This is a genomic window from Corynebacterium sp. ACRQK, from assembly GCF_022345965.1.
GTDB lineage: Bacteria > Actinomycetota > Actinomycetes > Mycobacteriales > Mycobacteriaceae > Corynebacterium.
This window is the reverse complement of record NZ_JAKRMU010000004.1, coordinates 1-26,139: the sequence shown is the minus strand read 5'-3', so window position 1 is coordinate 26,139 and position 26,139 is coordinate 1. Positions and strand designations below refer to the sequence as shown.

Below are 26,139 nucleotides of genomic sequence, written 5' to 3'. Positions count from 1 at the left end.
GCTCCCTTTGCTCATGTCCTGACAGTTGCCTGACCTGGGTTTTTACGTAAATAACGGGCGCGAATTCGGTCGCTGCGCCCGCAGCCTCAACGTGACTTATACTTCTACAACCATATATGGGTGGCCTGAATCACGTCGAACCTTCGGGAAAATTCCCCACACCCCCTCCTTTAGCTCAAAGGCCGGAAATGAAGGGAAAGAGTGGAAGATGCGCCCGGTGCCCTGCACAATGGCAGTTGTGACTAGCTCTGTGGAATCAGGTGGCGCAAACGCCTCCGACGTCAATGCAATCCTCAACGAATTGGCCACCGAGTGTGGTGTGGCCACCTGGTACATCGGCCAGGACGGACAACGGGTAGAGGTTCAAAGCAGCACCGTGCTTTTTGCTCTCCGGGAGCTAGGCTTGGACCTGCCTGAAGATCCTTCCGCCCTCACCGAAGAGATTGTGCAGGCGGCCATCGAGGATCTACTGCGTGCTCGCTATAGCCGCATGCTGCCTCCCACCGTCACTGCCATTGCCGACCGGCCACGCACCCTGCGCGTCCACTGCATCGATGGCGAATCTCTGCAAGTACAGGTCCGCACTGAGGACGGCGAGACCATTCCCCTCGAACAACTCAATGAATGGGTCGATCCCATCACCGTAGGTGCCGAAGCCGCTGCCACCACCTTCGGCACCGCCACATTCCAGCTACCCGCCCTGCCCGCAGGCTGGCACCAGCTAGAGGCCCGCGCCGACTCCACGGAAGCCACCTCCACCCTGTTGGTATCCCCACAATCCCTGGAACTGCCGGATGCCCCGCGGACCGGAGTGATGGCACAGCTGTACTCCCTGCGCGACCGCGATGCCTGGGGCATCGGCGACTACGGCACCCTAGAGGCCTTGAGCGACTCCCTGCAGAAGCTCGGCGGGGCGGACTTCGTGCTGGTGAACCCCATGCATGCAGCAGAAGCCGCGCCCCCAGTGGAGGATTCCCCCTACCTGCCTACCACCCGCCGCTACACCAACCCCATCTACATCCGGGTGGAGAACACGCCCGAGTACGCAGCACACCCCGAACTGCACTCAGAGATCGAGCAGCTCGCCGCCCCGCTGAAGAAGCACAACCACACGGCTGAACTATTGGAGCGAGACCCCGTGGTGGCGTCCAAAATCAAGGCCCTTCACCTGCTGTACGCCGCAGGAATAGGCGACGAGCGCGCGGAGCAGCTGCGCGCCTTCCGCGAACGTGAGGGCGAGGGGCTCGTGGGCTTCGCCGAATGGTGCGAGCGGGCGGCCAACGCCCCGGCGCTGACCAGTGACTTTTACGCTTGGATGCAGATGCTCTGCCAGGAGCAGGAGCTGCACGCTCAGAACACCCTGACCGAGCACATGAGCATCGGACTGATGGCTGACCTAGCCGTGGGCGTGCACCCCGGCGGCGCAGACTCACAGACCCTGGCCGACGTGTTGGCACCCGGAGCCAGCGTGGGTGCCCCGCCGGACGGCTACAACCAGCAGGGCCAGGACTGGTCGCAACCGCCATGGCACCCCTGGAAGCTGGCGGAGGAGGGCTACCGCCCGTGGCGCGACATGCTGCGCACGATCCTGCGCACCGCCGGTGGCATCCGCATCGACCACGTACTGGGGCTATTCCGCCTGTGGTGGATCCCGCGCATGGAATCCCCCACCCTGGGCACCTACGTCACCTACGACCACGAGGCGCTGGTCGGCGCGCTAGTGCTGGAGGCCCACCGCGCCGGTGCCGTGGTGGTCGGCGAGGACCTGGGCACCTTCGAGCCGTGGGTGCAGGATTACCTGGCCAGCCGCGGCGTAATGGGAACCTCGATCGTGTGGTTTGAGGGTGACGCCCACGGGGCAAAGCCGCCGGAGGCCTACCGCCGTACCTGCTTGACCTCCGTGACCACACACGACCTGCCCCCGACCGCCAGCTACCTGCGCGGCGGGCACATCGACCTGCGCGAGAAGCTGGGGGTACTGACTCGCAACGCGGACGACGAGTTCGCCGACGATGCCAACTGGCAGGTAGACGTGCTGGGCACCATCGCCCGCCACGGTGGCTTCCGCGGAATGGACTGCGAGGGTTACTTCCTCAACGACCTGCGCCAGGAGCTGGACGATCCGCGGCACGGGCGCGATCGCCGCCCGGACGTCTCCTTTATCCTGCGCGCCATGCACCGCTTCATTGCGCAGACCCCGTCGTTGCTACGCTGCGCCGCGCTGGTGGATCTGGTGGGAGACCTGCGCGCGCAGAACCAGCCGGGTACCACGCAGGACCTGTACCCGAACTGGCGCGTACCGCTGTGCGATGGCGAGGGTAACCCGGTGTTGGTGGAGGATCTGGCGGACATGCAGCTGGCCCGCGACGTGCTGGCCGCTACCCGCGGCGAGGGCTAGCAGCTCGCTCGCTAGGGCCGCTCTCTCTGGAAGCCCGCTGGGCTAGAAGACGCTGGTGGCCAGCCAGGCCACGAGCAGCAGAACCAGCAGCAGGGCCAACGCCTGGCGCACCTTGGAGTGGTGTTTCATCGGCTGCTAGTCCTCCCTGTGTCTGTCACTGCCTCTGTCTCTGACTACTTCTAGTGCTTCTGGTCGTTTCCGGTGCTGCGCTGAGCGCCGTCGTCCAGTGGCACCGAGCTGCGGCTCGCCCACATCTCGCGCAGCGAAAGCGCCCCGTGCACGCGATCTTCCTCCGCGCTGGCGGGGAAAATCCGCAGCGCAATCACCTGCCATATTAAGGCCAACGCGGTGCAAACCACGAATAAGGCGAGGAATACCAGCGGGGTTTGGATCCACACCGGCGCATTGATCAGCCATTCCATCATTGGTTTGCTCTTTCTTTTTTAGGGACGCCTACCCCTGGCTCAACCCGCGGCGGTCAAGTAGCGGCTGCACGCTGCGCTGCTGGCCACGGAACATCCAGAATGCGTCTTCGAAGTCGATGCTAGCGCCGCGGGAGAGGATAATGCGGCGGAAACGCTCGCCCGCGAAGCGGACATCGTCTTCGTCGAGGTCGGCGGTGGCATCATTAGACTCACCCACTGCAGCACCGGTATCGACGAAGGCCTGGAAGCCGTCGGCGTCCAGCACCTCCGCCCACAGGTAGCTCCAGTAGTCGGCAGAGTAGCCGCCGGCGAAGATGTGGTTGAAGTAGGCCGAGCGGTAGCGCGGGGCGAGGGCGCCGTTGACGCCCACCCCGGCGCGCTCCAGGGCTTCGGCCTCGAAGGATTCCACCTGGGCGGCGGCATCGTCCGTGGCGGCGAGCTTCTCCGCCTCCGCGGCGGAGAGCTTGTGCCAGGCCAGGTCCAGCCAGCAGGCGGCCAGAAACTCGGTGGTGGCCAGCCCCTGGCCCCACTTCGCCTGGGCGCGGATCGCGTCGACGAACTCGCCGCTGATAACTTCCCCGGTTTCCACGTGGCGGGCGTAGTTGCGCAGCACGGCGGGCTCCAGGGCCCAGTTTTCGTTGATCTGGCTGGGGAATTCCACGAAGTCGCGGGGCACGTTGGTGCCAGACAACGTGGGATAGCGGACGTCGGAGAGCAGGCCGTGCAGGGCGTGGCCGAACTCGTGGAAGACGGTCTGCACCTCATCGAGGGTCAGCAGCGCCTGCTCGCCTTCGGCAGGTTCGGCGATGTTCATGACGTTGACCACCACAGGCGCCTTGCCCAGCAGGTTGGACTGCTCGACAAAGGAGTTCATCCACGCGCCGCCGCGCTTGGTAGGGCGGGCGTACATATCGGTCAGCAGCAGGCCGATGCCGACGGGCGATTCTTCACCCTCGGTGACCTCCCACACCCGCACGCCCGGCGCGTAGCCGACCAGGTCGGTGCGTTCCCGCACGTCGATGCCATAGAGGCGCTTCGCGGCAAAGAAAGCACCGTCGACCATCACCTGTTCCAGCGGGAAGTACTTCTTCAGCTCGGCTTCGTCGACGTCCAGCTCTTCCGCGCGCAGCTTGGCATCCCAGTAGGGCCAGTCGGCACCGCTGAGCCCGGCGGTGTCCCCTGCACCACTCACGGCCATCTTGTCCAGCGCCCGCTTGTACTCTCCGTGCGCATTCGCCACGGCGGCGGGCGTCACCTGATTTAGCAGTTCCTCGACAGCCGAGAGGCTACCGGCGGTCTCGGCAGCAGCTACGAACTCGGCGTGGTTGGCAAAGCCCAGCAGCTCGGCGCGCTGCGCACGCAGCCGCACGATCTGCAGCAGTGTGGCCTCGTTGCTGCCGGCACCGCGGTTCAGCGATGCCTCGTGCACCTTCGCACGCGCGGCCGGGTTCTCCAGCAATTCCAGCACCGGCTGGATGCTCGGCAGGCCCAGGCGGATCAGCCAGCCTTCCTCCCCGCGTTCGGCGGCGGCCTTGGCGAAGTACTCCTTGTCCGCCGTGCTTAGACCCGCAACCTCGGCCTCATCGTTCAACAGCACCGCTGCGTCCTCGGTGGCGGTCTGCAGCTGCGCGCCGAAGGCGGTGGTCAGCTCCGCCAGCTGGGCGTCAATGTCGCGCAGGCTTTCCCGCTGCGCGTCGTCCAGTTCGGCACCGCCGCGGATGAAGCTCTTCTTCAGCTCCCGCAGCAGGGCTTCCTCTTCGCTGCCTTCCGGTTGCTCGGGCAGGGCGCAGATGCGCTTCCACAGCTTCCGGTTCAGCCAGATTTCGCTGAAGTGCCGCGCCAGCTCCGGGCTGATCGTCGCCTCAATCTCGCGCACCTGATCGGTGGCATTTGCGCCCGTATAATTAAAAACAATGGCCAGCACGCGCTGCAGCATCTGCCCCGATTCTTCCCACGCCTCGGCGGTATTTTCCCAGGTGGGAGTTTCAGGGTTGTTCGCGATCGCCGCGATCTGCGCGGCGTGATCCACCAGCGCGGTGCGGAAGGCGGGCACCAGCTCGGCTAGGTCGATTGCCGCGAAATCGGGCAGTTCATAAGGCAGTTCGGAAACGTTTTGGAGGTAATCCATGATCCCCCACTCTATCCCTGAGGCCAAGGACTACGTTGATGTGGCCATCAAACAGGGTCGCACACGTGGCTTCCTCCGCGGTTCCGTCCTCCGCTTCGAGTCCATCCCCTACGCCTCGGGCGAACGCTTCGCCCCTCCTTCCCCTGCCGTCCCTTCCCCTGCCGTCCCTTTTAGATTCTTCTTCGGCGACCCCTCTACCGCCACCCACCGCCAATCTCTATCCATCACCTGCCCAGTCGACGCACCCCCTTCCATCATCGAGTCTGACTTCCATCCCAAGACCAAGTCTGGATCTGGCTCCACCCCCACAGCCAGCACCAAGCCTGGGGCACCCGTAATCGTGTTCATCCATGGTGGTCGCTATGAGGAAGGCTTCGCCGACGAACTCTGGTACCAGGGCGTCCGCTTCGCCGAGGAGGGTTTCGTATACGTTTCGCTGAACTACCGCTACCGCCTGGAGGGCTTCCTGCCTCTACTGGACGAGGAGCACCCCGCCGACGTGGACGCTTCAGCGGATCCGAATACCGAGCCGGAATACTTCCGCGGCGCCGAGGACATTGTGGCCGCCCTGCGCTGGGTGCGGGACAACATCGCGGCCTTTGGCGGAGACCCGGAGCAGGTCACGCTGATGGGCCAGTCCGCCGGTGGCGCGCTGACGGCCTGGACGCTCTGCAACCCGCGGACGGAGGGTTTGGTGCATCGGGCGGTGATCTTGAGCCCCGGGTTCCCGCGCGAGGGCTGGCCGAGCCGCGAGCATGTTGCCCGCGCGGTCCTCGGCGGCCCGCTGACCAGCGAGCACCTGTCCAGCCTCTCCCCCGAACAATTGCAGCGCGCCTATCGGCGCTACGCCCGCTTCTACGGCTCGGACTGCGCCGTGGGGCCGTACCCGTTCCGGCCCGGCGAGATGCGCGACGTGCCGCTGCTGATCGGTACCCTGCGTGAGGAGTTCACACAAATGCCCTTCGCCCGCGCTGTCGACAAGCGCTTGAGCTCCAAAAACCCGCTGGTTCGGCAACCGGCCAAGGCGCTGGGGCGGTACGCGGAACGGAAGCTGGGGGCGCGGGTGCGGTGGGCGTCAGAAAACCCGGTAGGAATGGCCATCGGTGATTCGGCCATCAAACGCTGGGCCGTCGCGATCATGGAGGAGAAACGCGATACGAGCTGGGCCTATGAGTTTCACGGGAGCCAATCGGCCTGGCACTGTGCGGATCTGCCTTTGGTTTTTGACGCCCTCACGGTCGCGCCCAAAACAGTGAAGTATTTCTGCGGCGAGTCCGCGGCTGAGCGCTTGCAGCCGCTGGCGACGGAGTTTCACGGGATCGTCGCGCGTTTCGCCCGCGGGGAGGATCCACAGTGGCCACGCTATGGTTCGCGGCGTTTGGTGCGGCGTTTCGACACGGATGCGGCGGCGCGGGGTGAGGTGACCCGCGAGGTGGCGGAGGATGCCTACCGGCAGATTCGGGAGGATTATCCGGAGCTGTACCCGAGCCGTTAGGGCTCGGCTCGGGCTAGTTCAGAGCCCAAACGAGACAGCCGCCAGACAACCACTAGACAGCTCGGTCTAGAGTGCTAGGGTGGGAGGCTATGAACGCAAGCACCCAAAACAACAACCCCGAGAACACCCAAAACACCCGGAACCTCCAGAACGCCCGTCCGCAGGATTCCGCCGTATCCGTCCCCAACCTCGCCACGCTGCGCGCCCGCGGGACGATGAAGTGGACCGTCTACGACGAGGACGTCCTACCCCTGTGGGTCGCCGAGACCGACTTCGACACCTGCCCCGCAGTCAAGCAGGCCATCCAATCGGGCGTAGACCGCGAATACTTCGGCTACGAACGCCGCAACCGGTCCGTGGAGAAAGCCCTTGCCGGCTTCCTGGACCGCCGTTTCGGCTGGCAGATAGATCCAACGTGGGTGCGCCTGGTGCCGGATGTGGTCAAGGGTGTGGCCGCGGCTATCGACGAATTGACGCCCCAGGGGTCCGACGTGATCGTCCCAGTACCCAGCTACCACCCGTTCTTCGAGGTGCCGAGCGCGGTGAAGCGCCCGAAGGTCGAGGTGGAGATGACCAAGGTGGAGAAAACCGCTGCAGGGCAAGGGGCGGAGCAAGGGACAGAGCAAGGCGCCGAGGAGTGGGCTTTCGACTACGCAGCCCTGGAGGCGGCCTTCGCCAGCACCGACAACCCGGCGGGCGTGGGCGCGATGATCGTCTGCAACCCCTACAACCCGCTGGGCCGCGCATGGCGCCCGGAGGAGCTGGCCAAACTGGTGGAGCTGGCCGACAAGTACAACGTGCGCCTGATCTCCGACGAGATCCACGCGCCGGTGGTCTACGCGCCGCACAAGCACACTCCCCTGGCCACGCTCAGCGAGACCGCAGCGCGGGTGACCGTGACCGTACTAGCGACTTCGAAGGGCTGGAACACCGCAGGCCTGCACTGCGCACAGATGATCTTCACCAATCCGGACGACCGCACAGCCATGGCGAAGGTCAGCCCGCTGCGCACCGGATCTGCCTCCACACTGGGGCAGGTCGCCGCCGAGGCCGCCTACACGGACGGTGAGGCCTGGCTGGACAGCGAACTGGAGTACCTGCAGGGCAACCTGGACCTGCTTGAACGCCGCCTGCCGGAGGTGCTGCCCGGCGTGAAGTTCATCCGCCCCGAGGCCAGCTTCCTGCTGTGGGTAGACCTCAGTGAGGTTCCGGGCCTGGAGGAGAAGCCGGGCCAGAAGCTACTGGAAGGGGCCCGCGTGGCCTTCAACGAGGGCACCATGTTCGGCTCCCAGGGTGCAGGGCATGTGCGCATCAACTTCGGAACGTCCCGGGAGATCCTGAACGAAGCCCTGGACCGCATCGCGGAATTCGCTAAGGCGCACGTGAACAATTAACTTGGCTAGGTGTGATTAATGCCTTTAGCCGTATCCTGCGTTCCACCAAGGAACTGTGGCCGTTCTACATCATTGTGATGATCACCAGCCTCGTCACCGCGGGGCTGGCACTGGCCACTCCCTTCCTGGTGAAGTTGGCCACCGACACGATCGTGGACACCGTCGGCGGTGGTGGCGCCTCCGACATCGCCATTGAAAACGCCACGAAGACCGTCATCTGGCTAGCGGTCGGGCTGCTGGCGGTGGAGCTGGCGAACACCATCATCCGCAACATCGGCGGTTGGTTCGGCGACGTGATGGCGATGCGGATGCGCCAGATCTTCTCCAACCGTTATTACGCCAAGCTGCTGGCCCTGCCACAGGGCTACTACGACAAGCAGGTCACAGGCACCATCATTTCCCGGTTGGACCGCTCCATCCTGGGGCTGACGGACTTCATCAAGTCCTTCGCCAACAACTTCTTCTCCATGCTGATCACCGTGGTGATGATCCTGGTCATCACAGCGATCTACTACTGGCCGTTGGCACTGCTGCTGGCCATCATCTTCCCGATGTACCTGTACCTGACCATGCTGACCTCCAAGAAGTGGATGGTGTGGGAGAAGGAGAAGAACGAACACATTGACGTCGCCCAAGGGCGCTTCGCGGAGGTCATCGGCCAGGTGAAGGTCGTGAAGTCCTTCGTCTCGGAGCTGCGCGAGCTGCGGCTGTTCCAGAAGCACTTCGCGGACACGATCCAGCTGACGCGCGAGCAGTCCCGCTGGTGGCACTTCATGGACATCCTGCGCATGGGCGGGATGAACATTATCTTCTTCGCCATCTACCTGATGCTGTTCTGGCGCACCCTGCACGGCGACTTCACGCTCGGCGACATGGTTCTACTGCTGCAGTACGTGGTAATGGCCCGACAGCCGGCCGGCATGATGAGCTGGATGGTGGATACCGCGCAGCGCGCCGCCGCGGGCTCCCGCGAGTACTTCGAGACCATGGAGGAGCTAGAGGAGCCTTCGGCCACCGCTCCCCTGCTGGAGGCCGCCCGCCCAGGTGGGCCGATTCTGGTCTCCCAGGAGGACGTGGACCACGCCGTGCGCCCGCAACTATCCGCCCCGGAAACTGGGCCAGTGATCGACTTCGACCATGTGAGCTTCGAGTACCTCAAGGGCGAGCCCGTCATCCACGAAGTCACCTTCCAGGCGGCCAAGGGGAACCAGGTGGCGCTGGTCGGTGAATCCGGTGGCGGCAAGTCCACCCTGGTGAACCTGTTGCTGGGCCTGTATCGGCCCACCGAGGGGCAGCTTAAGGTCTGCGGCAAGGACGTGGCGGACCTGACGGCTGCGGAGCTGCGCAGCTCCGTCGGCGTGGTGTTCCAGGAACCCGCCTTGTTCTCCGGCACGGTGCGGGAGAACATTGCCTACGCCAAGCCTGACGCGACCGACGAGGAGATCGTGGCGGTGGCCAAGCGCGCCTTCGCCCACGACTTCATCATGCACTTCAAGGACGGCTACGAAACGCTGATCGGCGAGCGCGGCCTGCGCCTTTCCGGCGGTCAGAAGCAGCGCATCGCTGTGGCCCGCGCGATGCTGAAGGACGCGCCCGTGCTGATCCTGGACGAAGCCACCTCCGCGTTGGATACCAAGGCCGAGCGCGTGGTGCAGGCCGGCCTAAACGAGCTGATGGTGGGCCGCACCACCATCGTCATCGCCCACCGCCTATCCACCATCGCCGACGTGGATAAGATCGTCACCCTGGACAATGGGCACGTCTGCGAGGTCGGCTCCCCGGCGGAGCTGGCTACCAGTGGCGGAATCTACAACGAACTGCTCCAACTCACAAGCTCCTCCTCCGCCGCCGACCGGGCGCGGCTGAAGCGCTTCGGCTTCGCCGAGCCAGGCGCCGAGGACGACGAGGACTACGTCTTGGGCAGCACCTCCGCTGCCGATGCCAACACACAGGAGTAGCCTGGGGGAATGACTGAATTACCCCCTAACATCACCGAGTTCACTACGCTCGACGGCGCGAAAGTGGGCGTCGGTACCGAAGAAGCAAAGACCGCAGAGCAGCAGGTACGCGACAACGACAGCAACAACGTATTCCACAGCTGGTCGGCGCAAGAGAAGATCAACCCGCAGCCGCTCAGCCACGCGGAGGGCGTGTGGATCTACGACTACCAGGGCAACGGCTACCTGGACCTGGGCAGCCAGCTGGTCAGCGCCAACCTGGGCCACGCCCACCCGAAGCTGGTAGAGGCAATTCAGCAGCAGGCCACGCGCATCACCAACCAGAACCCCGCGTTCTCCAACGACGTGCGCAGCGAGCTGGCCAAGGAAATCGTGGAGCAGGCGCAGGGCGACTTCTCTCACGTGTTCTTCACCAACGGTGGCGCAGACGCTGTCGAGCACGCCATCCGCATGGCACGCCTGACCACCGGCAAATCCAAGATCCTGACGGCTTACCGCAGCTACCACGGCGCTACCGGCTCTGCGATCATGGCCACCGGTGAGGCTCGCCGCCACGGCAACCCCACCACCGACGGCGACGTGAAGCACTTCTGGGGCCCGTTCCTATACCGCAGCGCCTTCTACTCCTCCACGCAGGAGGAAGAGTGCGCCCGCGCTCTGCAGTCGCTGGAGGAAACCCTGGTGTACGAGGACAACGTGGCTGCCGTACTGATCGAATCCGTCGTGGGTTCCAGCGGCATCATCGTCCCGCCGGAGGGCTTCCTGCAAGGGGTACGCGAGATCTGTGACCGCCACGGTGCGCTGTACATCGCCGACGAGGTTATGGTCGGCTTCGGCCGCACTGGCAAGATGTTCGCCTACGAGCACGGCGGCAAGGACCTGCAGCCGGATCTGGTTACCTTCGCCAAGGGCGTGAACTCTGGTATGGCGCCGCTGGGTGGCGTGATGATGAACGATGCCGTCTACCAGCGCTTCGCTGACAAGCCCTACCCGGGTGGCCTGACCTACTCCGGCCACCCGCTGGCATGTGCCCCCGGCCTGGCTGCACAGAGGGTCTACCGCGAGGAAAACACCTTCGAGAAGGTCGCCGAGCTGGGCGAGCGCGTGATTGCCCCGGCTATGGAGAAGATCGCGGAGAACCACCCGAGCGTGGGCAATGTACGCGGCAAGGGCTTCTTCTGGGCCATCGAGTTCGTAAGCGACCAGGAGGCTAAAACTCCGATGGAGGGCGAGGCCATGGGCGCGTTCGGTGCCGAGCTGAAGAAGGCTGGCATTTGGCCGATGGTTTCGGGCCACCGCCTGCACTTCGCCCCGCCGCTGATCACCACCGAGGAGCAGCTGAACTGGGCACTGGAGATCGTCGACCGCGCGGCAGCGGTCGTCGACCAGGCGCTGTAAGGCTCCGGCACGCGCCAGCGCGCGGGGAGCTCCCCCGGCAATAGCAAAAGTCCCGGCTGAACTTTCAGCCGGGACTTTGTCGTTTTAAGTTTTACTTCTGAGCGTCGCCCAGAACCTTGTTTACAGCGTCTGAAGCCTTGTCCTTCAGCTCGTTGGCCTTGTCCTTGATGTCGGACTTGGTCTGGTCGGCGCGACCCTCGTTGGCCAGATCCTGGTTGTCGGTAGCCTCGCCGGCGGCCTCCTTGGCCTGACCTGCGGCGCCTTCTGCCTTGTTCTTCAGATCGTCGATGGACATATGGTGACCTTCCTTTCCGTAGAGTGTCGTGAGTTTAATTGTACTCGTAAAAGCCCTTGCCGGACTTGCGCCCGGTGTGACCTGCGGTAACCATGCGGCGCAGCAGCGGCGGGCAGGCGTAGCTCGGGTCGCCGAACTCCTTGTACATCACGTCTGCGATGAAGGCGCAGGTATCCAGGCCAACCATGTCGGCCAGGGTCAGCGGGCCCATCGGGTGGTTGGCGCCCAGCTTCATGCCGGTATCGATGTCCTCCGGGGTTGCCACGCCGTTTTCCACCATGCGCACTGCAGAGAGCATGTACGGCACCAGCAGGAAGTTCACGATGAAGCCAGAGCGGTCCTTGGCGCGGATGGCCTGCTTGCCCAGCTTCTCGGTGGCGTAGGTCTGGGCCACCTCAACAACGTCTTCGTCGGTGGTTAGCGCCGGAATGACCTCCACCAGCGGCAGAACCGGAACGGGGTTGAAGAAGTGTAGCCCCAGCACGCGGCCCGGGTTCTTGGTGGCGCTGGCGATGGTCTGGATCGGCAGGGAGGACGTGTTAGAGCACAGCGGCGCCTTCTTGTCCTCGACGATCTCGTCCAGCTTGGCGAAGACGTCCTTCTTGATGTCCTCGTTTTCGATGATGGCTTCCATGACCAGCTCGCGGTCCGCGAAGTCCTCGAGCTTGGTGGTGAACGTCAGGCGGCCGAGGGCGGCGTCGCGGTCCTCCTCGGACAGCTTGCCGCGGCTGACGGCCTTCTCCAGGGACTTCTCGATGCGAGCCTTACCCGCATCGGCAGCCTCCTGCTTGGCTTCCCAGACCAGCACGTCGCTTCCTGCCTTGGCTGCGACCTCTGCGATGCCGGATCCCATCAGACCTGCACCGATAACACCTACACGCTGAACCATGGTCACTCCTTTTTTTATAGGTTTATTCGTACTTGCTCCAGCCTACCGATGTTGTAGGTGCGATTGTGCTTAACGGTTTTCCTGATCTATTCCTTATTGACGCCCTCATCTTCCGCTGAGCTTTCGTCCTCAGCCTTCTCTTCCGTAATCAATTCGCCCTCCTGGTCGTACATCGGGCGCGCAGGGGCGATTTCTGCCTCATTGTCCACGTCACCCACGATCCCGAGGTCACCCTCAATGCGCACGTTGCCGGGGATAACGAGGTTGCCTTCCGCGTCGTACTCAAAACGCGCGTGCTCCTTACCCTTGTTGTCATAACCAGGTGCCGGACGAGATTCGTGCTCGGCCAGCTTCTCCGCGGAGTCGGTCTTGCCCCACTGGCGGCTCGGTGGCTCGGGACGTGCCGCAGAGTCGTCGTTCATTCCCTTCACAAGGGAGAACATCATGACGAAGTTAAACAGCACGAACGGGAAGCCGATGATGATCACGGTTTGCTGTAGTGCGTCGATTCCGGAATCCGGAGCCATGATCAGGATGGAGCCAGCGACGGCACCGATCACGATGCACCACAACAGGCGGTACATAAGCGGGGTCTTGCCCTCCTCACCGGCGGCGAACATGTCGTTGATCAGTGCGGCGGAGTCGATGGAGGTAACGAAGAAGATGGCGATCACAAATAGCGCCAGGATGCTGATGGCCATGGTCCACGGGAAGTGCTCCAAGAAGGTGAACAGTGCCGTGGCCGGATCGCCCTCCTCGACAATCGGCGTGGTCAGAACACCCGGCTCCTTCTTCTCGATGTCCAGGCCGGCGTATCCAAAGACGGAGAACCAAACGATAGTGAACGCCGTCGGCAGCAGCAGCACGCCACCGATGAACTCGCGGACGGTACGGCCGCGGGAAATGCGGGCGACGAACATGCCCACGAAAGGCGACCAGCAGATCGTCCACGCCCAGTAGAAGACTGTCCACTTACCCTGCCAGCCGGGGTTTACCTGCTGCGAGTCGGACCAGAACATAATCTTCGGCAGGTATTCCGCATACAGACTGGTGGTGTCCATCGTGCCACGCAGCAGCAGAAGTGTTGGGCCGGTCAGTAGCACGAACACCATCAGCAGAGTTGCGGCGAGGATGTTGATGTTGGACAGCCACTTAATGCCCTTAGATAGTCCCGTGGATACCGAGATGGACGATGCCGCCACGATGACGACAAGGATGCTGATTTGCACCCACGCGACGGTCTCTGCACCGAACACCTTGGCCAGGCCAGAGTTGATCTGCAGCGTGCCGAGGCCGACCGACACCGCGATGCCGAAAACGGTGCCGATGATAGACAGGGCGTCAATAAGCTTTCCAGGCCACGCGTAGATGCTGGCGCCGAGGAGGGGCGCGAAGATACTTGATACGCGCGGCGGTAGGTGGCGTTTGTAGATGAAGTAGCCCAGAGCAAGCCCCGGCAGGGCAAAAATGACCCACATATGGAGGCCGAAGTGATACACCGTGAAGCCCATGGCCTCGCCGATGGCTTCGGGACTCATAGGTTCAGCGTCCTGCATGGGAACGTTGACGACGTGGTTCATCGGCTCGGCCACACCGTAGAACATCAGCACGGAGCCGAGGCCGCCGGCGAAAAGCATCGCAAACCAGGACAAAGTGCGGAATGCCGGCTGCTCGCCCTCCACGCCCAGACGCATGCGACCAAAGCGGGAGACAAAGAGAACCATCAAGAAAAGGAAGGCCAAAGAGATGCTGCCGATGTACAGCCAGTTGAAGTTCTCCAGCAGCCAGTTGGCACCGACCTGCAGACTGTCTGCGGCCCTATCTTTAAAGATGATCGCGTAGCCAACAAAGGCAACGATGAAGCCAAAGGCGACCCAGAAGATTACCGGATCGACCTTTACTTTTTCCGCGTTTGCCGCGGCTGTAGATTTTTCGCCTTCCATGGGCGGGATCACTCCCCAGTTTCGTTTCTCGAACGTGTGTAGGTCTTGCCTTACCCTATCCCCTCGCCCGGACAATCATGTCCTCAAAGTGAAAATAACTGGTTACAGCAAGCCCGTTTTCGGCTTTTGACCAGGTGTTTTATCGTTTGCGGGAAAAGCCTATTTAACGCGTAGCGACCTTGCAGACCGTCCACAGGGTTTTTCCAGGAAGACACTTTAGATTAGTGCTCAGTGGTCGACAGAAAGGATTCACATACGAACGGTCATTCTCCTCTTGAAACGTCAGCACTGAGCCCTCAGGTGGTTTTCCATCTGGGGTTTTAGTGTTTGTGCTGGTGGGAGCGTTTCTGGATTGATTGGTTTTGTGCGGTGGTTACGTGGATTGTGGGGGCTATGGGAATTCTTGTGCACTTTTTGTGCACTCGTGCGTTTGGGTTTGGACACAAAAGAAGCCCCGCTGGGGAGCGTCACGGGGATCGCGCTCAACCCAGCGGGGGTGAAGTGCCCCGGGTTTTGTTCCTAGGCTTGTGCCTTAATTTCCATTATTTCTCGACTGGGGTGGTGTTCCCAAAACTCGGCTTCGACTTCAGCCGGCGTGCGGTAGCCCAGGCTCTGGTGGAGCCTTGACTCGTTCCACCAATTCACCCACTCGAACGTCGCGATTTCCACGTCGACCACGTCGGCCCACGTTCGCCTATGAATCAGCTCATTCTTGTAGGAGCCGTTGACATTCTCAGCCAAAGCATTGTCATAGGAGTCGCCCACCGTCCCAGTGGACGCTGCGATACCGTGCTCGGCCAAGCGCTCGTTGTAGACGATGCTCACATATTGTGAGCCGTGGTCTGAATGGTGAACCAAGCCCGTTGTTTCTTTGGCGCACACGATCGCCTGGTTCAACGCCTGCAGCGGCAAGGCTTCGGTGCGCATCGAATCCGACAGCGCCCATCCGACAATCCTCCGGGAGAATACATCGGTCACGAACGCGGTGTACACAAAGCCTTTCCTGGTGCGCACGTAGGTAATGTCCGCCACCCACAGCCGATGAGGGCCAGGAGCCCTAAATTCACGATTTACCAAGTCTGGGCGCAGATCAGGCACGTTAGGCTTACGGGTTGTGATAGGTGACCTGCCTTTGCCTTTGCCAGAAACACCGGCCAGGCGCATCAACCGAGCAGTTTGTTCACGACCGATATTAATTCCGTCACGGCGGAGAGCATGCCACATTTTCCGCACACCGTAGACACCGTAATTATCGCGATGAACAGCACTAATGTGTTCAATCAGCACAGCATCGCGAAGGCGACGAGCACTTAATCCACGGGCTTTAGACTGGCGGTACCCACGCGAAGTAAGGAAGCCGCCTTCACGATGGATGTTTAACGTCTGGCAGATGAACTCGACTGAGAAACGATTCCGATGCTCATCAATGAACCGGATCATTTCTTAACGTTTCGGGTCGAGTTCGGATGCGAAAAAAGCCGAAGCGGCTTTCAACAACTCGTTGGTGTCCCGCAGCTCTTGATTTTCTCGACGCAACCGTGCGTTTTCTGCAGCAAGGTCCTCGGGCATTGATTCCACAACACGTCCCTCGCGTCGAGCGGCCTGTGTCCATTGCCTCGCCGTGTGCCACGAAACACCCAGCTTTGGTGCCACGATCTTGCAGGCTGCCTGCGTCGAAATACTCTCCGCCAGGATGCGGTCTTCCACGAGGCGGACCACACGGTCCTTCGCCTCCTGATCAAACTTCTTTGGCATGTTCCAAATTTTCCCATCTACTCAAACGGAACAAAACCTGGGGCACTTCAGGGCCTGTGGCAGGTCGCCTAGGGGGCAATGGGTGGGCGACTACGGATGATTCTAGTACCTATCCAGCGAATGCGCAGAGCTTAGGAAGCGCTACCGACACACCAATTTCGCCCCCACCCGACACTTATAACTAGGTTAACAATGTTTTTTGGTAGGACGTTTCAGGGCTCAAGTGAGGGTATTCCGTAGCTGACGAGACACTGGTGCTCTCCTCCCGCTCGCCATTCGGATTCGCGTATGCAATGAGGGGCAACTGTTTCCAGATTGGAAAGAGTTGCCCCTCAAGGAGGGCGATTATCACGTTGCCAACGTGACGGTATTCCCATTAGTCATTGTTGGCCATCGTCATTGCGTCGAATTTCAGACTGGGCTGTCTCCCACGCCTCAATCAGACTTTGTGCAGCACTATCGCCGCCAGGAATAAATGTATTCAGCAAGCACTTTGCTCGATTGGAATCAATCGATCCCTCAGCCGTGTACTCGTTAAACAACGTTACGGTTTTCTCAGGGAAGGGCAGCAAGCCTTCGTTGATATCAACCTCGGTGCCATTGTTGAAAGCGTGTACCGCTCCCAAAAGCTTTCGCGCCAGTGCCTCCTGTTCGAAAGTCAGGGCGATTAGCATCGCTGCCTTTCGAAAGGTTGTCATTGGTGATGGAAACGCGCTTTGCAGTTCAATTAGCCGCTCCACTTGAACAGATAGATATTCGATCCTCTGTTCCAGCGCAGCAACGTCTGGTGAGTGTACTCCCATGGAAACAAACTCCCTACAAGAAGACAAACATCAACGCTTCAGCAATTCCGAGAGCCAATTTCTGGCCCACGACAGGTTCAAGATTGACGCGCAATTTTTCCTTGATACCTTCTTCAAAGTCGCCTGCCTCACGTAGGGTGTCGTCAATGGCATCGGCGATTTGATTTGGTCTGGACTCAATGGCTTTCGCCATGTCGTTATCAATGAACCCTCGTTTACGAGCCCCCTCGACAACTTCCCTAACCTTGCCGTTTCGCAACATAGAGCTGACCAGTTTCAGCCCCTGCTTAATCAGAAATCCTTTAACACCATACGGCTGAGCCTCTGGGTTGGTTGTTTCTTTTGGGTTTACGGTCGGAGGCGTTGGTTGCGCCACGCTCGGATTCTGTGCGGCAGGCGTGGACTCGGCGTTAGCCACAGCAACGGGAGTGAGACCCACGCAGATGGCCATAATTGCTGATACTAGCCCGCGACTTCTCAGTTTTGACATCTCTTAGCTTTCTCCTGATCCCAGACATTGTGGTGGCCGTGAGAGTCGGCTCTCACATTTCGATCTTCACAAACGTTCCAAGGTTCTGCAGGGCGAGTAGCTGAAAGCAAGATCGACGATATCGTTAGCTAAAGCGCAAAAAGACCCCTCGCTTGGCCAACCAGTGGTCAGTTCGCGAGGGGTCTTAAATCTGTCTAAGTCTAGAGGTCCTGCGGGTACCCATCCTCAAGCGGTGTATCCGCAGGGCCTCTCCGCAAAAGGAAAGCTTGCGGATTCTCAGCTTCCTCCAGCATTGGGACGATTTGGGCTAGGGAGGTAATGAGCTGCCCTATTTGGCCATGTACCCTGAGTCTCCCCCTTGCCCGTGGTTGAGCAGGGATTCCAATCCAGTGGAGATTAGCGACTCGACAAGCTGTTCGCTCATTGATGCGGTCTAAGCCCAAGAGCTGCTTCACGTCTCCAGTAACGATAGCGTCAATTTTTCTATCGCGGGCTCTACTAAAAAGTTCAATGTCAGGCAGCCCTCGGTCGAACCCCTGTGATTTCCCGACCACATGGAACTCGTGTTTCTTAAACAGGCCCGAGACTGGTCTCCAAGCATTGGCGGGAAAGTTCTCGTCAAATAAGAAGATCATGCCGCGTCAAGCTCCGCAGAAAATGAAAGCACGTTTGCCACATCTTGCGCCGAAACGTTTGGATATAGCTCTTCGATCTCTTCTGCTTCCAGATGGTCAGGGCCACTAGCCAAGTCGGATACCAACTCGAAGGGGACGCGGGTTCCAGCAACAGTCGGGGTGCCACCGAGGCGGTCGATTCGTACCTCAATTCCACTGGCAGGCTCGAGAAGAGGAGGGACTTCACGACCGTGGAGGTTTCGAAACGATGCGTAGATATCTTGGAGAGTCTTTAGCTCAAACTGGCCGGGGTTCTCGACCAGATCGATGAACCCCTCCTCGGTCCACACCTTCACTGATTTATCGTCAGTTGCGAAGACATATTCCGATAGATGCTCAGTAAAATTCTGATCTTCCATGGTTGCGAGCGCTCTTCGGATCTTTTGTAGAGAGACATTTGAGCGAAGCATGGCGAGCGCTCGAAGAGCTACAACATCTCGAAAAGAATACTCACGAGGTTTGGAGGAAATCTCAGGGACGAGCAGTTCTTGTCGCGCCCAGCGGTTTAGTTGCGGCACAGTGGCGCCACTGAGAAATGCTGCCATCTTGGTACTAAAGCCCATCGCCTGCCTCCTTTCGTTTGGTTTCATTGTTCCCCATTTTGAGGCTTTTAGTAACAGACTCGCCCGATCGTGGGGTGGAATTGGGGGCAAAGACGGCCCAATAAAAAGAGACCCCGCCAGGGGGTTAAACGACAGAAAGTGTGTCTGGATTCGGTGATTAGTAGTGGTTGACCTCTAGGTTTCAGAGAAGTATATGCTCCGGGAGCATATATCTGGCTCCGGGACGGTAAATCCACGGTGTGGCAGCAGTGATGTGCTACATGCGGCGTGGTGTGGTGTCGCAATGTCAAAGAACCAACCACGCTGCCACTGCGGCGGTGAGATGAAACGCAACGGCACCACCAGCAAAGGAACTACCAGGTGGCGATGCAAACACTGCGGCGCGTCGCGTGTGAAGCGCCGGATCGACATCACCAATTCCACGGGTTTTACCGCCTTCATTGACCACCTGACCACTGGCGCCAGCCTCGATACCATTGCCAGCCGTGTGGGATGCTCGCCGCGCACACTGCAACGCCGCTTCGAACCCTTCTGGCTCGTTGACGTACCCGATCCAACCATCGGACACATCGGGCGGGTCTACGACCAGCTGTTTCTAGACGGCACATATACCGCCGGCGGCTGTTTGATCATTGCCGCCACTATCGACCATGTCATCGCCTGGCACTGGTGCAAACACGAAACCACGCGCGACTACCAACGACTTCTCGAGCGCATCGAAGCCCCACTTATCGCCGTTATCGATGGCGGCCAGGGAGCGTTTAGCGCGATCAAAAAGTGCTGGCCCACCACGAAAATCCAGCGTTGCCTCGTGCACGCCCAACGCGTGGTACGCCGCTACACCACCTCACGTCCCCGCACTGATGCTGGGCGCACCATCTACCGACTGGCGCTGAAACTGACCCGGATCACCACCCTGGACCAAGCAGCAGCATGGGGTGCGCAACTGCACGAATTCTCCACGATCTACCGTTCCTGGATGGACGAGAAAACCACGGTCAAAGACCCTAAAACAGGTACATGGACCCGCACGTGGACACATCACAACGTGCGCAAGGCCTACAACAGCCTCAACCACCTCTGGCGCTCCGACCTGCTGTTTGTCTACCTCACCCCACCAGAAGGTGTGCTGGAGAAAAACCGGATTAAATCCACCACCAACAGCCTTGAAGGCGGCATCAATTCCCAGATCAAACTACTTGCCAGAACACACCGCAAAAGATCAGGCGAACGACAACGCCGGATGCTGGATTGGTGGCTCTACTTAAAAACCGAACTGCCCGACGATCCAGCACGAATCGCCAGGCAGTCCAACTGGGGCCAGGACCAACTCGCCAAAGTTTCCACCCTGACCCAACACGAGAACCAAGCCGACCACGAAACAGGACGACCAGCCCTCTACGACAACGCTATCGACACCGACTACACCCACTCAATCGGCATCCAGAAAGGCCAAATCTAACCCCCGCGCGACACGCCGAGCCAGACACACATTTTGTCGTTTAAGCCGCTCTAGGTCCTGGGCTCCGCCGCGGCCGAGCTAGTTGTAGCTGGGCCTACCGGTGGGCACGCCAGGGCTCTCGGTCATGCTGCTCAGCATCTCTTCCAAATCTTCCAGGCTGTCGTCGAGCTGATCCTGGTAGTCAGACATGTCCGGAAAGTCCGAAGGCATAGTAATGCCAGAGGGGCTGGGGAGCGAGGTCAGCGGGTTGTCTTCGTTCTGGTTCCCCGAAGTCTCTTCGTTGTTCTCGCCCGTCGTATCCGTGGTCTCGGTTGTAGAGGAGGTGGGCTTTTCGTCGCCGTCGTCGTCGCTAGAAACCAGGTTGTAAATCAACACGCCGCCAACGACCAACGCGATGAGCACCAGTAGGCCGACGACGATCTTGGCTACGTTGCCGTTGCCTCCCTGCCCGTTGGAGCCGTTAGGTCCGGGCTGGCCATAAGCTTGACCATATGCTTGGCCCGGTTGACTGTAGCCCTGCTGGCCATAGCCGGCCTGGCCAAAACCCTGCTGGCCATAGCCTTGCTGACCGGCCTGGCCAAAACCCTGCTGGCCATAACCGGCCTGGCCGTAACCCTGCTGACCAGGCTGGCCGTAGCCCTGCTGACCAGGCTGGCCGTAGCCCTGCTGACCATAGCCACCCTGAGGGTTAAAACCGGGCGCACCGTATCCCTGATTGCTCGCGTTCGGGTACCCCTGCGAGTTACCAGTGCCAGAAGCACCGAAGACCTGCGTGCTCTGATCATCCTGACGGCGGTACTGCGGGGGCTCCGCCCCCGACTTTTCCGACTTGGCCTGACCCAAGTATTCGGTCGGATTGTCGGCGTTCTGCCCGTCCGCGCCGTTGCCTCCGCTGTTGAAGGGGTTATCGTCCTGTGGTGCCATTACCTAATACTTTCCGTGCCAGGAGCCTAGCTCAACCTGCATGTGCCTTAGCTACTTATGTGCCACTGCACTTCGAGGCTTAAGACTATCGCAGGTACCGTGCTGCCGCTCGAGTATCTGCATTCTGTACCCCACGGCCACCCCAGGAGAAGGAGGCCACGGTGTATCCGTTGCCGAAAGAGGCCGAAGCCAAAGTCTGGCGCCCGTAATCGGACCAACCCCACTTCGTACCATTGACGCCCGGCAGGTGCACCGTTCCCCAGTTCTGGCGGGTACCGTCAGCTGCCACGGGGCTGGCGGTACGCATCCAGTGCAGCACTAGGGAACGCGGGTGGCGGATACGCAGCTTGTGCAGGAACTGAGCAGTGTCCGTAGCGGAGGTATAGGAATTACCCCAGTGGGCAGCCGCGCGAGTGTTGCGCAAGCCGTACTCGCGAGCGATGGTGCTGATGGCACGCGGGTACTTGCGGTTGATCTTGGAGGCAGCACCGTCGTCGGAGAAGCGGATCATGCGCTCTGCCAGGTAGCGGTCGGAACCGCTGCGATCGCCATGGCGCAGCACATAGTCCGCCATGTACAGCTTCACGATGGACAGACCCGGGCGGGACTCATCCGCGTTCGGAGTCTTAGCAATGCCGTTGTTAGTCACCACTGCCATAGAAGTGCGGGCGGGCACGTTGTGGATCGTGCGTACCTTGTAACCCTTGTTCGGCGCCGGTCGGTGCGGTGCCGGACGCTTCGGAGCAGACGAACCCGGGATTTGGTTGGCGGACATCCCCAGCTGGTTCAGAGCATCCTCAACGGCCTGTGGAACCGGAGGCAACGGCGGGAGCTGCGGCGGCGGAGGTAGTTGAACCTGTGGCATGGGCGGAAGCTGCGAGCCGGCGGGCGGGCCCGCGGGCGCGGCATTCGCCGGGGTGGCGATTCCTGCCATACAGATGGCGGCAGTCAGGGTCGCAGTGGCGATACCCTTGGCCACCTGCCGCGGCCGGTCGTTGTGCTGGGAAAAGTCGAACGTCATAACCTCAAGTCCCGTTTACTCATGTTGTTGCGCACCGAGAAGTTGGCGTCACCTATAAGTAGGGCCGAAAAATGCCCCGAGCGATAAACGCACAGCATAAATATACATAATTAGATTCCTACGCACCTGCTTTGATCGCTAAGCGTCGCGGTAGAGCAGTTCCATTACCTCTTCATAAGGGGCGGGGTGCAGGCCCCACGCATCCACTCCAACGTCAACCTGACCCGGGCCAGTGATAGGTGCTACGGAATGCAGATGGCCATGAATCACGTATGGCACGTCCAGGCGCAGAGAGTCGTAGCGGGACTCCATGCCCTCGTGATCCTGACCAGGGCGCGGGAAGTGACACAGCCAGGCGACCTCGGTATCAGCCTTTCTAGCTAGATCCTCATTATCTGCCACCCCATCGCCGTCCGGATCCCACGGGACAACACACTGGTAGGGCTGCACGGAATCGAAAACTTCCAGGAAACGGCGCTGCCGCGGCGCACTGTTGGCGTGTAGCGGGTGACAGGAATCGTGGTTGCCGGCGATCAGGTGGACAGTGACGTCCAGGCCGGAAAAAGTTTGGGCCAGCAAGTCCAGCGCTCGCTCTTCCTGCGGACCCCACCCAGAGGAGATGTCGCCGAGAACCCACAACGTATCGCCCGGGGCCAGAGCGCTGGTGAGGTTATTCAGGATCGTTGCGTCGTGCCGCTCGACGTCCGCATCGATCTCCCCGCTCGTGCCGTACCCGCGCAGTTCGGCGACGAAGGGGTGGCCAAGGTGCAGGTCGCTGGTGAACCAGGTGCGGGGTTGGTTCATTGGTCACTCCTTCTGTTGAGGTCGAGCCTGAGCGCGGGCTGTTGGAACCACTCTAACCCGTCGCCCCACTCCCTTTCACGGCAGGATTTTCCAACAAATTTCATAATTTGAGACCGATGTCTCATATAATGGTCATATGACGACCGAAGAGAAGAACACCGAAGCGCCCCAATCAGGCGCGGAAAACACCAATGCCACCAATACCTCCGAGGAACGCTCCGCCACCATTGCCGTGTGGGCCTTCCCCGCATTCATCCTGATCGGCGCCGGCCTGGCACTGGCCAGCCCGGACACCTTCACTCCCCTGGCGGCGCACATCTCCACGATGATCGCCATCATCATGCTGTGCATGGGCCTCACGCTGACGCTGCCGGACTTCGCACTGGTCATCAAGCGCCCCATGCCGATCTTCATCGGCGTGCTGGCGCAGTTCGTCATCATGCCGCTGGGCGCGGTGGCCGTGGCCAAGCTGCTGGGGCTGAACCCCATGCTGGCGATCGGCCTGCTGATGCTGGGTTCCGTCCCGGGTGGCACTACTTCCAACGTGGTTTCATACCTGGCCAAGGGCGACGTCGCCCTGTCCGTGACCATGACCTCCGTCTCCACGATCCTCTCCCCGATCGTCACCCCGGTGATTATGCTGCTGCTCGCCGGCGAGGAAACCCCGGTGGATGGCAAGTCCATGGCGTGGAGCCTGGTCCAGACCGTGCTGCTGCCCGTCATCGGCGGCCTGGTCATCCGTGTGATCTTCGACCGCATCGTCCAGTTCCTGCTGCCGGTCCTGCCGTGGCTGTCCATCATCGCCATCGGTGGCGTGGTCTTCCCCGCCGTGGCCAAGTCTTCGGAGACCCTGATGAACGTCGGCGTAACCGTCCTGGTCGCTGTCATCATCCACAACACCATCGGCTACATCCTGGGTTACTTCGCCGCCCGCGCTACCGGCGAATCCGCTGCCGTGTGCCGCACCACCGCCATCGAAGTCGCCACGCAGTCCGCTGGCCTGGCCTCGGGCATGTCTGGCAAGTACTGGGCCCCGGAGGCCGCCATCCCAGGCGCCGTCGCAGCAGTGTGGCACAACATCTCCGGCGCTCTGTTCGCCTTCCTCATGCGCCGCTTCGCCAAGAACTAGCGGACCCCTACCATGGGGTTCATGCGTATCTTCGGCTTTGAATCCTTCGGCGGCCCCGATGTCACCCGCTTCCTCGACGTCGCCGACCTCACCTGGCAGCCCGGCAGCGTGCTGATCCGTCCCACGGCGATCAGCTTGAACCCCGGCGACATTAAAGTGCGGAATGGCCAGCGCCAGGGTTCCTTCCCGGTCTCTTTCCCCATGGCCATGGGCCGCGAGGCCGCCGGCACCGTCGTCGAGGCCGACCCTTCTACCGGTTTCTCGCCAGGTGATCGCGTCTTCGGCTCGGCTTTCTCCGGCGCTGGTGCTGCGAGCGATTCTCTTGTTCTTTTGGACGCCACCTCGACCGCAGCTATCCCCAACGGTGTAGAGGCCACGGATGCCGCCTGCCTACCCGCGGCCGCCGGGACCGCCTACGACGCTTTGGCGGAACTACACAACCTGGAGACGTGGCCGGATGAGGGAGCCCGCCTGCTAGTGATCGGCGCGGGTGGCGGCGTGGGCACGCATGCCTTGCAACTAGCGCAGCATTTCGACATTGAGGTCATCGGCATCGCCAGTGCTCGCAAGAAGGTGCTGGTAGAGCGCCTGGGGGCGCGGTTTATGGACTCCGCGGAGCTAGGCAAGACCGGTTCCCACGTCACCGTTCCACCGGTGGACGGCATCCTGGATCTGGTCGGTGGCGAGGTCTTGGAGGGGCTGGCGCACCTTGCACCAGAGGGCGCGATCCGCAGCGCCGCCGACAAGCAGCTGGTCGCCCGCCTGGGCGGTAGCGGCATTACTCGAGTCCGCACCCAGGAGCGCTTCGCGGAGCTCGCCCGCTTGGTCGCAGAGGGCGCGATGCGCCCGGTGATCGGCAGGGAACTACCCTTCAGCGCCGCCGCTGAGGGCTACCAGGAGGTCGAGTCGGGCCACGCGCTGGGAAAGGTCGTTCTCACTGTGAATGACTAGCGGAAGCGCTAGGCTTCTTCATTAATACGACTCTTTTCTTTACTTAAGGACGTTTTCATGAAGCGAACGTCTGCCCTTGCTGTGCTTACCGTCGCCGCGCTGGGCTTAAGCGCCTGCGGTTTTGAAGATTCCAACGATGCCTCCGGCTCCGACAGCTCCGCCAACAGCTCTGCACAGCAGGAGTCCGCAGCCAAGGGCGAAGGCTCCAAGAAGGACGACACCAAGAAGTCCGGCCCCAACCCCACAGTCCCGGGAGCGAGCGATCAGGCCCCTGAGTCCTCACCAGGCGATGGCTCGAGCTCCGAGCCCCGCAGGAACGCAAGGACAACCCCCAGCAAAGTCGGAGGGGCTTGCGGAACCACTGCGGAAGGCGCCAAGCTTAATGCGCACGAAGCAACCTCGTGCGAGTTCGTGTAAGCGTCGGATTCCCCAACGCCGGTTATCTCCAGCGCGCGATGCCGCAGGTACTGGCTCTATACAACAGCTAGTCGCCCCCCTCGTCCCGACCCCCTGCGCCCTTCACGGTTCAGGCGGCAGCTAGGCAGGGGTCAGCGCACCGGCAGTAGCGATCACCGCGAACTCCGCGATCCAGATCCACAACCAGGGGCGCTTCGGTAGCAATGGCAGCTCGTCTGCCAGTGAGGGCCGCGCGAAGATGGACTGTGTCGCCGAGTCGAAGGATTCCCACACTTCCCGGTAGTCGGATTCCGTGGCAGCCCACTGCCGAACCGCCTTGGTATCGCGGTTGTTCGCATACATCCAGAACAGTGCCGGTCCGGCAAACATAAGACAGTAGAGCATCGCCAGGAAGATCCTTAAGGCACCGTCGACGCCCTCCATCGAGCCGGATAGGATCCCGAACAGCATCATCGCACCCAGGATCAATGCCAGCCAGGCCGCGATCTTCTTCGCGGTGCTCGGGCGGTACTTCGACAACCGAATGCGACGAGCTTCCAGATCCTGCTCATCGGAAGTGCGCACGACCTGCCCATCATGTGGATCCTCGTCGGGCATCCAGCCAGCCAGATAATCCTTATCCTGCGGGCGCTGCGGGTCCTTGTAACTCATGGATCTCAGTGTAGGCACTGCGCCGGACAACCCACAGCTCATTGTTCGATTTCGAGGGCTACACTGTGAATGTCCCAATGGACGTCCTATTTCGCCGACGCATAAGAGGAAACATTCATACGCAGTGAGCCAAACCAGCCCCGACCATCAGCCCTCCCCACTATCCCCGAAG

General features: G+C 61.2%; 21 protein-coding genes and 1 pseudogene. 9 read left to right on the top strand and 13 right to left on the bottom strand.

The window, feature by feature from the left end; genetic code table 11:
- Nucleotides 1–229: 229 nt before the first annotated feature.
- The gene (locus MHX63_RS05565) at nt 230–2,398 is read left to right on the top strand and encodes a 4-alpha-glucanotransferase (RefSeq protein WP_239387611.1); all 2,169 of its coding nucleotides are present in this window, start codon (nt 230–232) and stop codon (nt 2,396–2,398) included.
- Between the two features lie 179 nt (nt 2,399–2,577).
- Here MHX63_RS05565 and MHX63_RS05560 read toward each other — a convergent pair whose 3' ends face one another.
- Nucleotides 2,578–2,823, bottom strand: coding sequence for a hypothetical protein (locus MHX63_RS05560; RefSeq protein ID WP_239387610.1), 246 nt, complete (start codon nt 2,821–2,823; stop codon nt 2,578–2,580).
- Nucleotides 2,824–2,851: 28 nt separating this feature from the next.
- Nucleotides 2,852–4,951 carry a M3 family metallopeptidase gene (locus MHX63_RS05555; RefSeq protein WP_239387609.1) on the bottom strand — a complete coding sequence of 700 codons (2,100 nt, stop codon included), beginning with the start codon at nt 4,949–4,951 and terminating at the stop codon, nt 2,852–2,854.
- Between MHX63_RS05555 and MHX63_RS05550 the strand changes: the two genes are divergently transcribed.
- From MHX63_RS05550 to MHX63_RS05535, 4 genes are all read left to right on the top strand, one after another.
- Complete coding sequence (locus tag MHX63_RS05550; RefSeq protein WP_239387608.1) at nt 4,950–6,446, top strand: carboxylesterase family protein; 1,497 nt, start codon at nt 4,950–4,952, stop codon at nt 6,444–6,446. The two genes, MHX63_RS05555 and MHX63_RS05550, sit on opposite strands and share 2 nt — an antisense overlap.
- Nucleotides 6,447–6,535: 89 nt before the next feature.
- A complete protein-coding gene (locus MHX63_RS05545; RefSeq protein ID WP_239387607.1) occupies nt 6,536–7,840 on the top strand; it encodes a MalY/PatB family protein in 1,305 nt (434 codons plus the stop codon).
- An 11-nt stretch (nt 7,841–7,851) separates the two neighbouring features.
- Nucleotides 7,852–9,798 (top strand): ABC transporter ATP-binding protein, encoded by a 1,947-nt coding sequence (locus tag MHX63_RS05540; RefSeq protein ID WP_239387606.1) that lies wholly within the window; start codon nt 7,852–7,854, stop codon nt 9,796–9,798.
- Nucleotides 9,799–9,807: 9 nt separating this feature from the next.
- On the top strand, nt 9,808–11,196 hold the full coding sequence (locus MHX63_RS05535) for an aspartate aminotransferase family protein (protein ID WP_239387605.1): 1,389 nt from the start codon (nt 9,808–9,810) through the stop codon (nt 11,194–11,196).
- Between the two features lie 91 nt (nt 11,197–11,287).
- On the opposite strand, the gene MHX63_RS05530 is transcribed toward MHX63_RS05535, so the two are convergent.
- The 7 genes and pseudogenes from MHX63_RS05530 to MHX63_RS05500 form a co-directional block, all read right to left on the bottom strand.
- Nucleotides 11,288–11,485: a CsbD family protein gene (locus MHX63_RS05530; protein WP_192817228.1), complete on the bottom strand. Its 198-nt coding sequence runs from the start codon at nt 11,483–11,485 to the stop codon at nt 11,288–11,290.
- A 40-nt stretch (nt 11,486–11,525) separates the two neighbouring features.
- Nucleotides 11,526–12,380, bottom strand: a complete 855-nt coding sequence (locus MHX63_RS05525; protein WP_239387604.1) for a 3-hydroxybutyryl-CoA dehydrogenase — start codon at nt 12,378–12,380, stop codon at nt 11,526–11,528.
- A gap of 86 nt (nt 12,381–12,466) precedes the next feature.
- Nucleotides 12,467–14,323 carry a BCCT family transporter gene (locus tag MHX63_RS05520; protein ID WP_239387603.1) on the bottom strand — a complete coding sequence of 619 codons (1,857 nt, stop codon included), beginning with the start codon at nt 14,321–14,323 and terminating at the stop codon, nt 12,467–12,469.
- 519 nt (nt 14,324–14,842) lie between these two features.
- A pseudogene (locus tag MHX63_RS05515) lies at nt 14,843–16,078 on the bottom strand (IS3 family transposase).
- Between the two features lie 380 nt (nt 16,079–16,458).
- Entirely contained in the window at nt 16,459–16,881 is a 423-nt protein-coding gene (locus tag MHX63_RS05510) for a hypothetical protein (RefSeq protein ID WP_239387602.1), read from the bottom strand.
- Nucleotides 16,882–16,894: 13 nt separating this feature from the next.
- Nucleotides 16,895–17,332 carry a hypothetical protein gene (locus MHX63_RS05505; protein ID WP_239387601.1) on the bottom strand — a complete coding sequence of 146 codons (438 nt, stop codon included), beginning with the start codon at nt 17,330–17,332 and terminating at the stop codon, nt 16,895–16,897.
- A 670-nt stretch (nt 17,333–18,002) separates the two neighbouring features.
- Nucleotides 18,003–18,635 carry a DUF433 domain-containing protein gene (locus MHX63_RS05500; RefSeq protein ID WP_239387600.1) on the bottom strand — a complete coding sequence of 211 codons (633 nt, stop codon included), beginning with the start codon at nt 18,633–18,635 and terminating at the stop codon, nt 18,003–18,005.
- A 256-nt stretch (nt 18,636–18,891) separates the two neighbouring features.
- On the opposite strand from MHX63_RS05500, the gene MHX63_RS05495 reads away from it, so the two are divergent.
- Nucleotides 18,892–20,070 carry an IS256-like element IS3507 family transposase gene (locus tag MHX63_RS05495; protein ID WP_239387599.1) on the top strand — a complete coding sequence of 393 codons (1,179 nt, stop codon included), beginning with the start codon at nt 18,892–18,894 and terminating at the stop codon, nt 20,068–20,070.
- A 78-nt stretch (nt 20,071–20,148) separates the two neighbouring features.
- Here the strand turns inward: MHX63_RS05495 and MHX63_RS05490 are convergent, their stop codons facing one another.
- From MHX63_RS05490 to MHX63_RS05480, 3 genes are all read right to left on the bottom strand, one after another.
- Nucleotides 20,149–20,994, bottom strand: coding sequence for a hypothetical protein (locus MHX63_RS05490; protein ID WP_239387598.1), 846 nt, complete (start codon nt 20,992–20,994; stop codon nt 20,149–20,151).
- 85 nt (nt 20,995–21,079) lie between these two features.
- Entirely contained in the window at nt 21,080–22,015 is a 936-nt protein-coding gene (locus MHX63_RS05485) for a hypothetical protein (RefSeq protein ID WP_239387597.1), read from the bottom strand.
- Nucleotides 22,016–22,153: 138 nt separating this feature from the next.
- Nucleotides 22,154–22,819 carry a metallophosphoesterase gene (locus tag MHX63_RS05480; protein WP_239387596.1) on the bottom strand — a complete coding sequence of 222 codons (666 nt, stop codon included), beginning with the start codon at nt 22,817–22,819 and terminating at the stop codon, nt 22,154–22,156.
- 136 nt (nt 22,820–22,955) lie between these two features.
- Between MHX63_RS05480 and MHX63_RS05475 the strand changes: the two genes are divergently transcribed.
- The 3 genes from MHX63_RS05475 to MHX63_RS05465 are packed head-to-tail and all read left to right on the top strand — an operon-like array spanning nt 22,956 to nt 25,316.
- Nucleotides 22,956–23,948: a bile acid:sodium symporter family protein gene (locus tag MHX63_RS05475; protein ID WP_239387595.1), complete on the top strand. Its 993-nt coding sequence runs from the start codon at nt 22,956–22,958 to the stop codon at nt 23,946–23,948.
- Nucleotides 23,949–23,969: 21 nt separating this feature from the next.
- On the top strand, nt 23,970–24,899 hold the full coding sequence (locus MHX63_RS05470; RefSeq protein WP_239387594.1) for an NADP-dependent oxidoreductase: 930 nt from the start codon (nt 23,970–23,972) through the stop codon (nt 24,897–24,899).
- A 57-nt stretch (nt 24,900–24,956) separates the two neighbouring features.
- Nucleotides 24,957–25,316 carry a hypothetical protein gene (locus MHX63_RS05465; protein WP_239387593.1) on the top strand — a complete coding sequence of 120 codons (360 nt, stop codon included), beginning with the start codon at nt 24,957–24,959 and terminating at the stop codon, nt 25,314–25,316.
- A 120-nt stretch (nt 25,317–25,436) separates the two neighbouring features.
- Here the strand turns inward: MHX63_RS05465 and MHX63_RS05460 are convergent, their stop codons facing one another.
- Nucleotides 25,437–25,967 (bottom strand): hypothetical protein, encoded by a 531-nt coding sequence (locus MHX63_RS05460; protein WP_239387592.1) that lies wholly within the window; start codon nt 25,965–25,967, stop codon nt 25,437–25,439.
- Nucleotides 25,968–26,139: the final 172 nt, after the last annotated feature.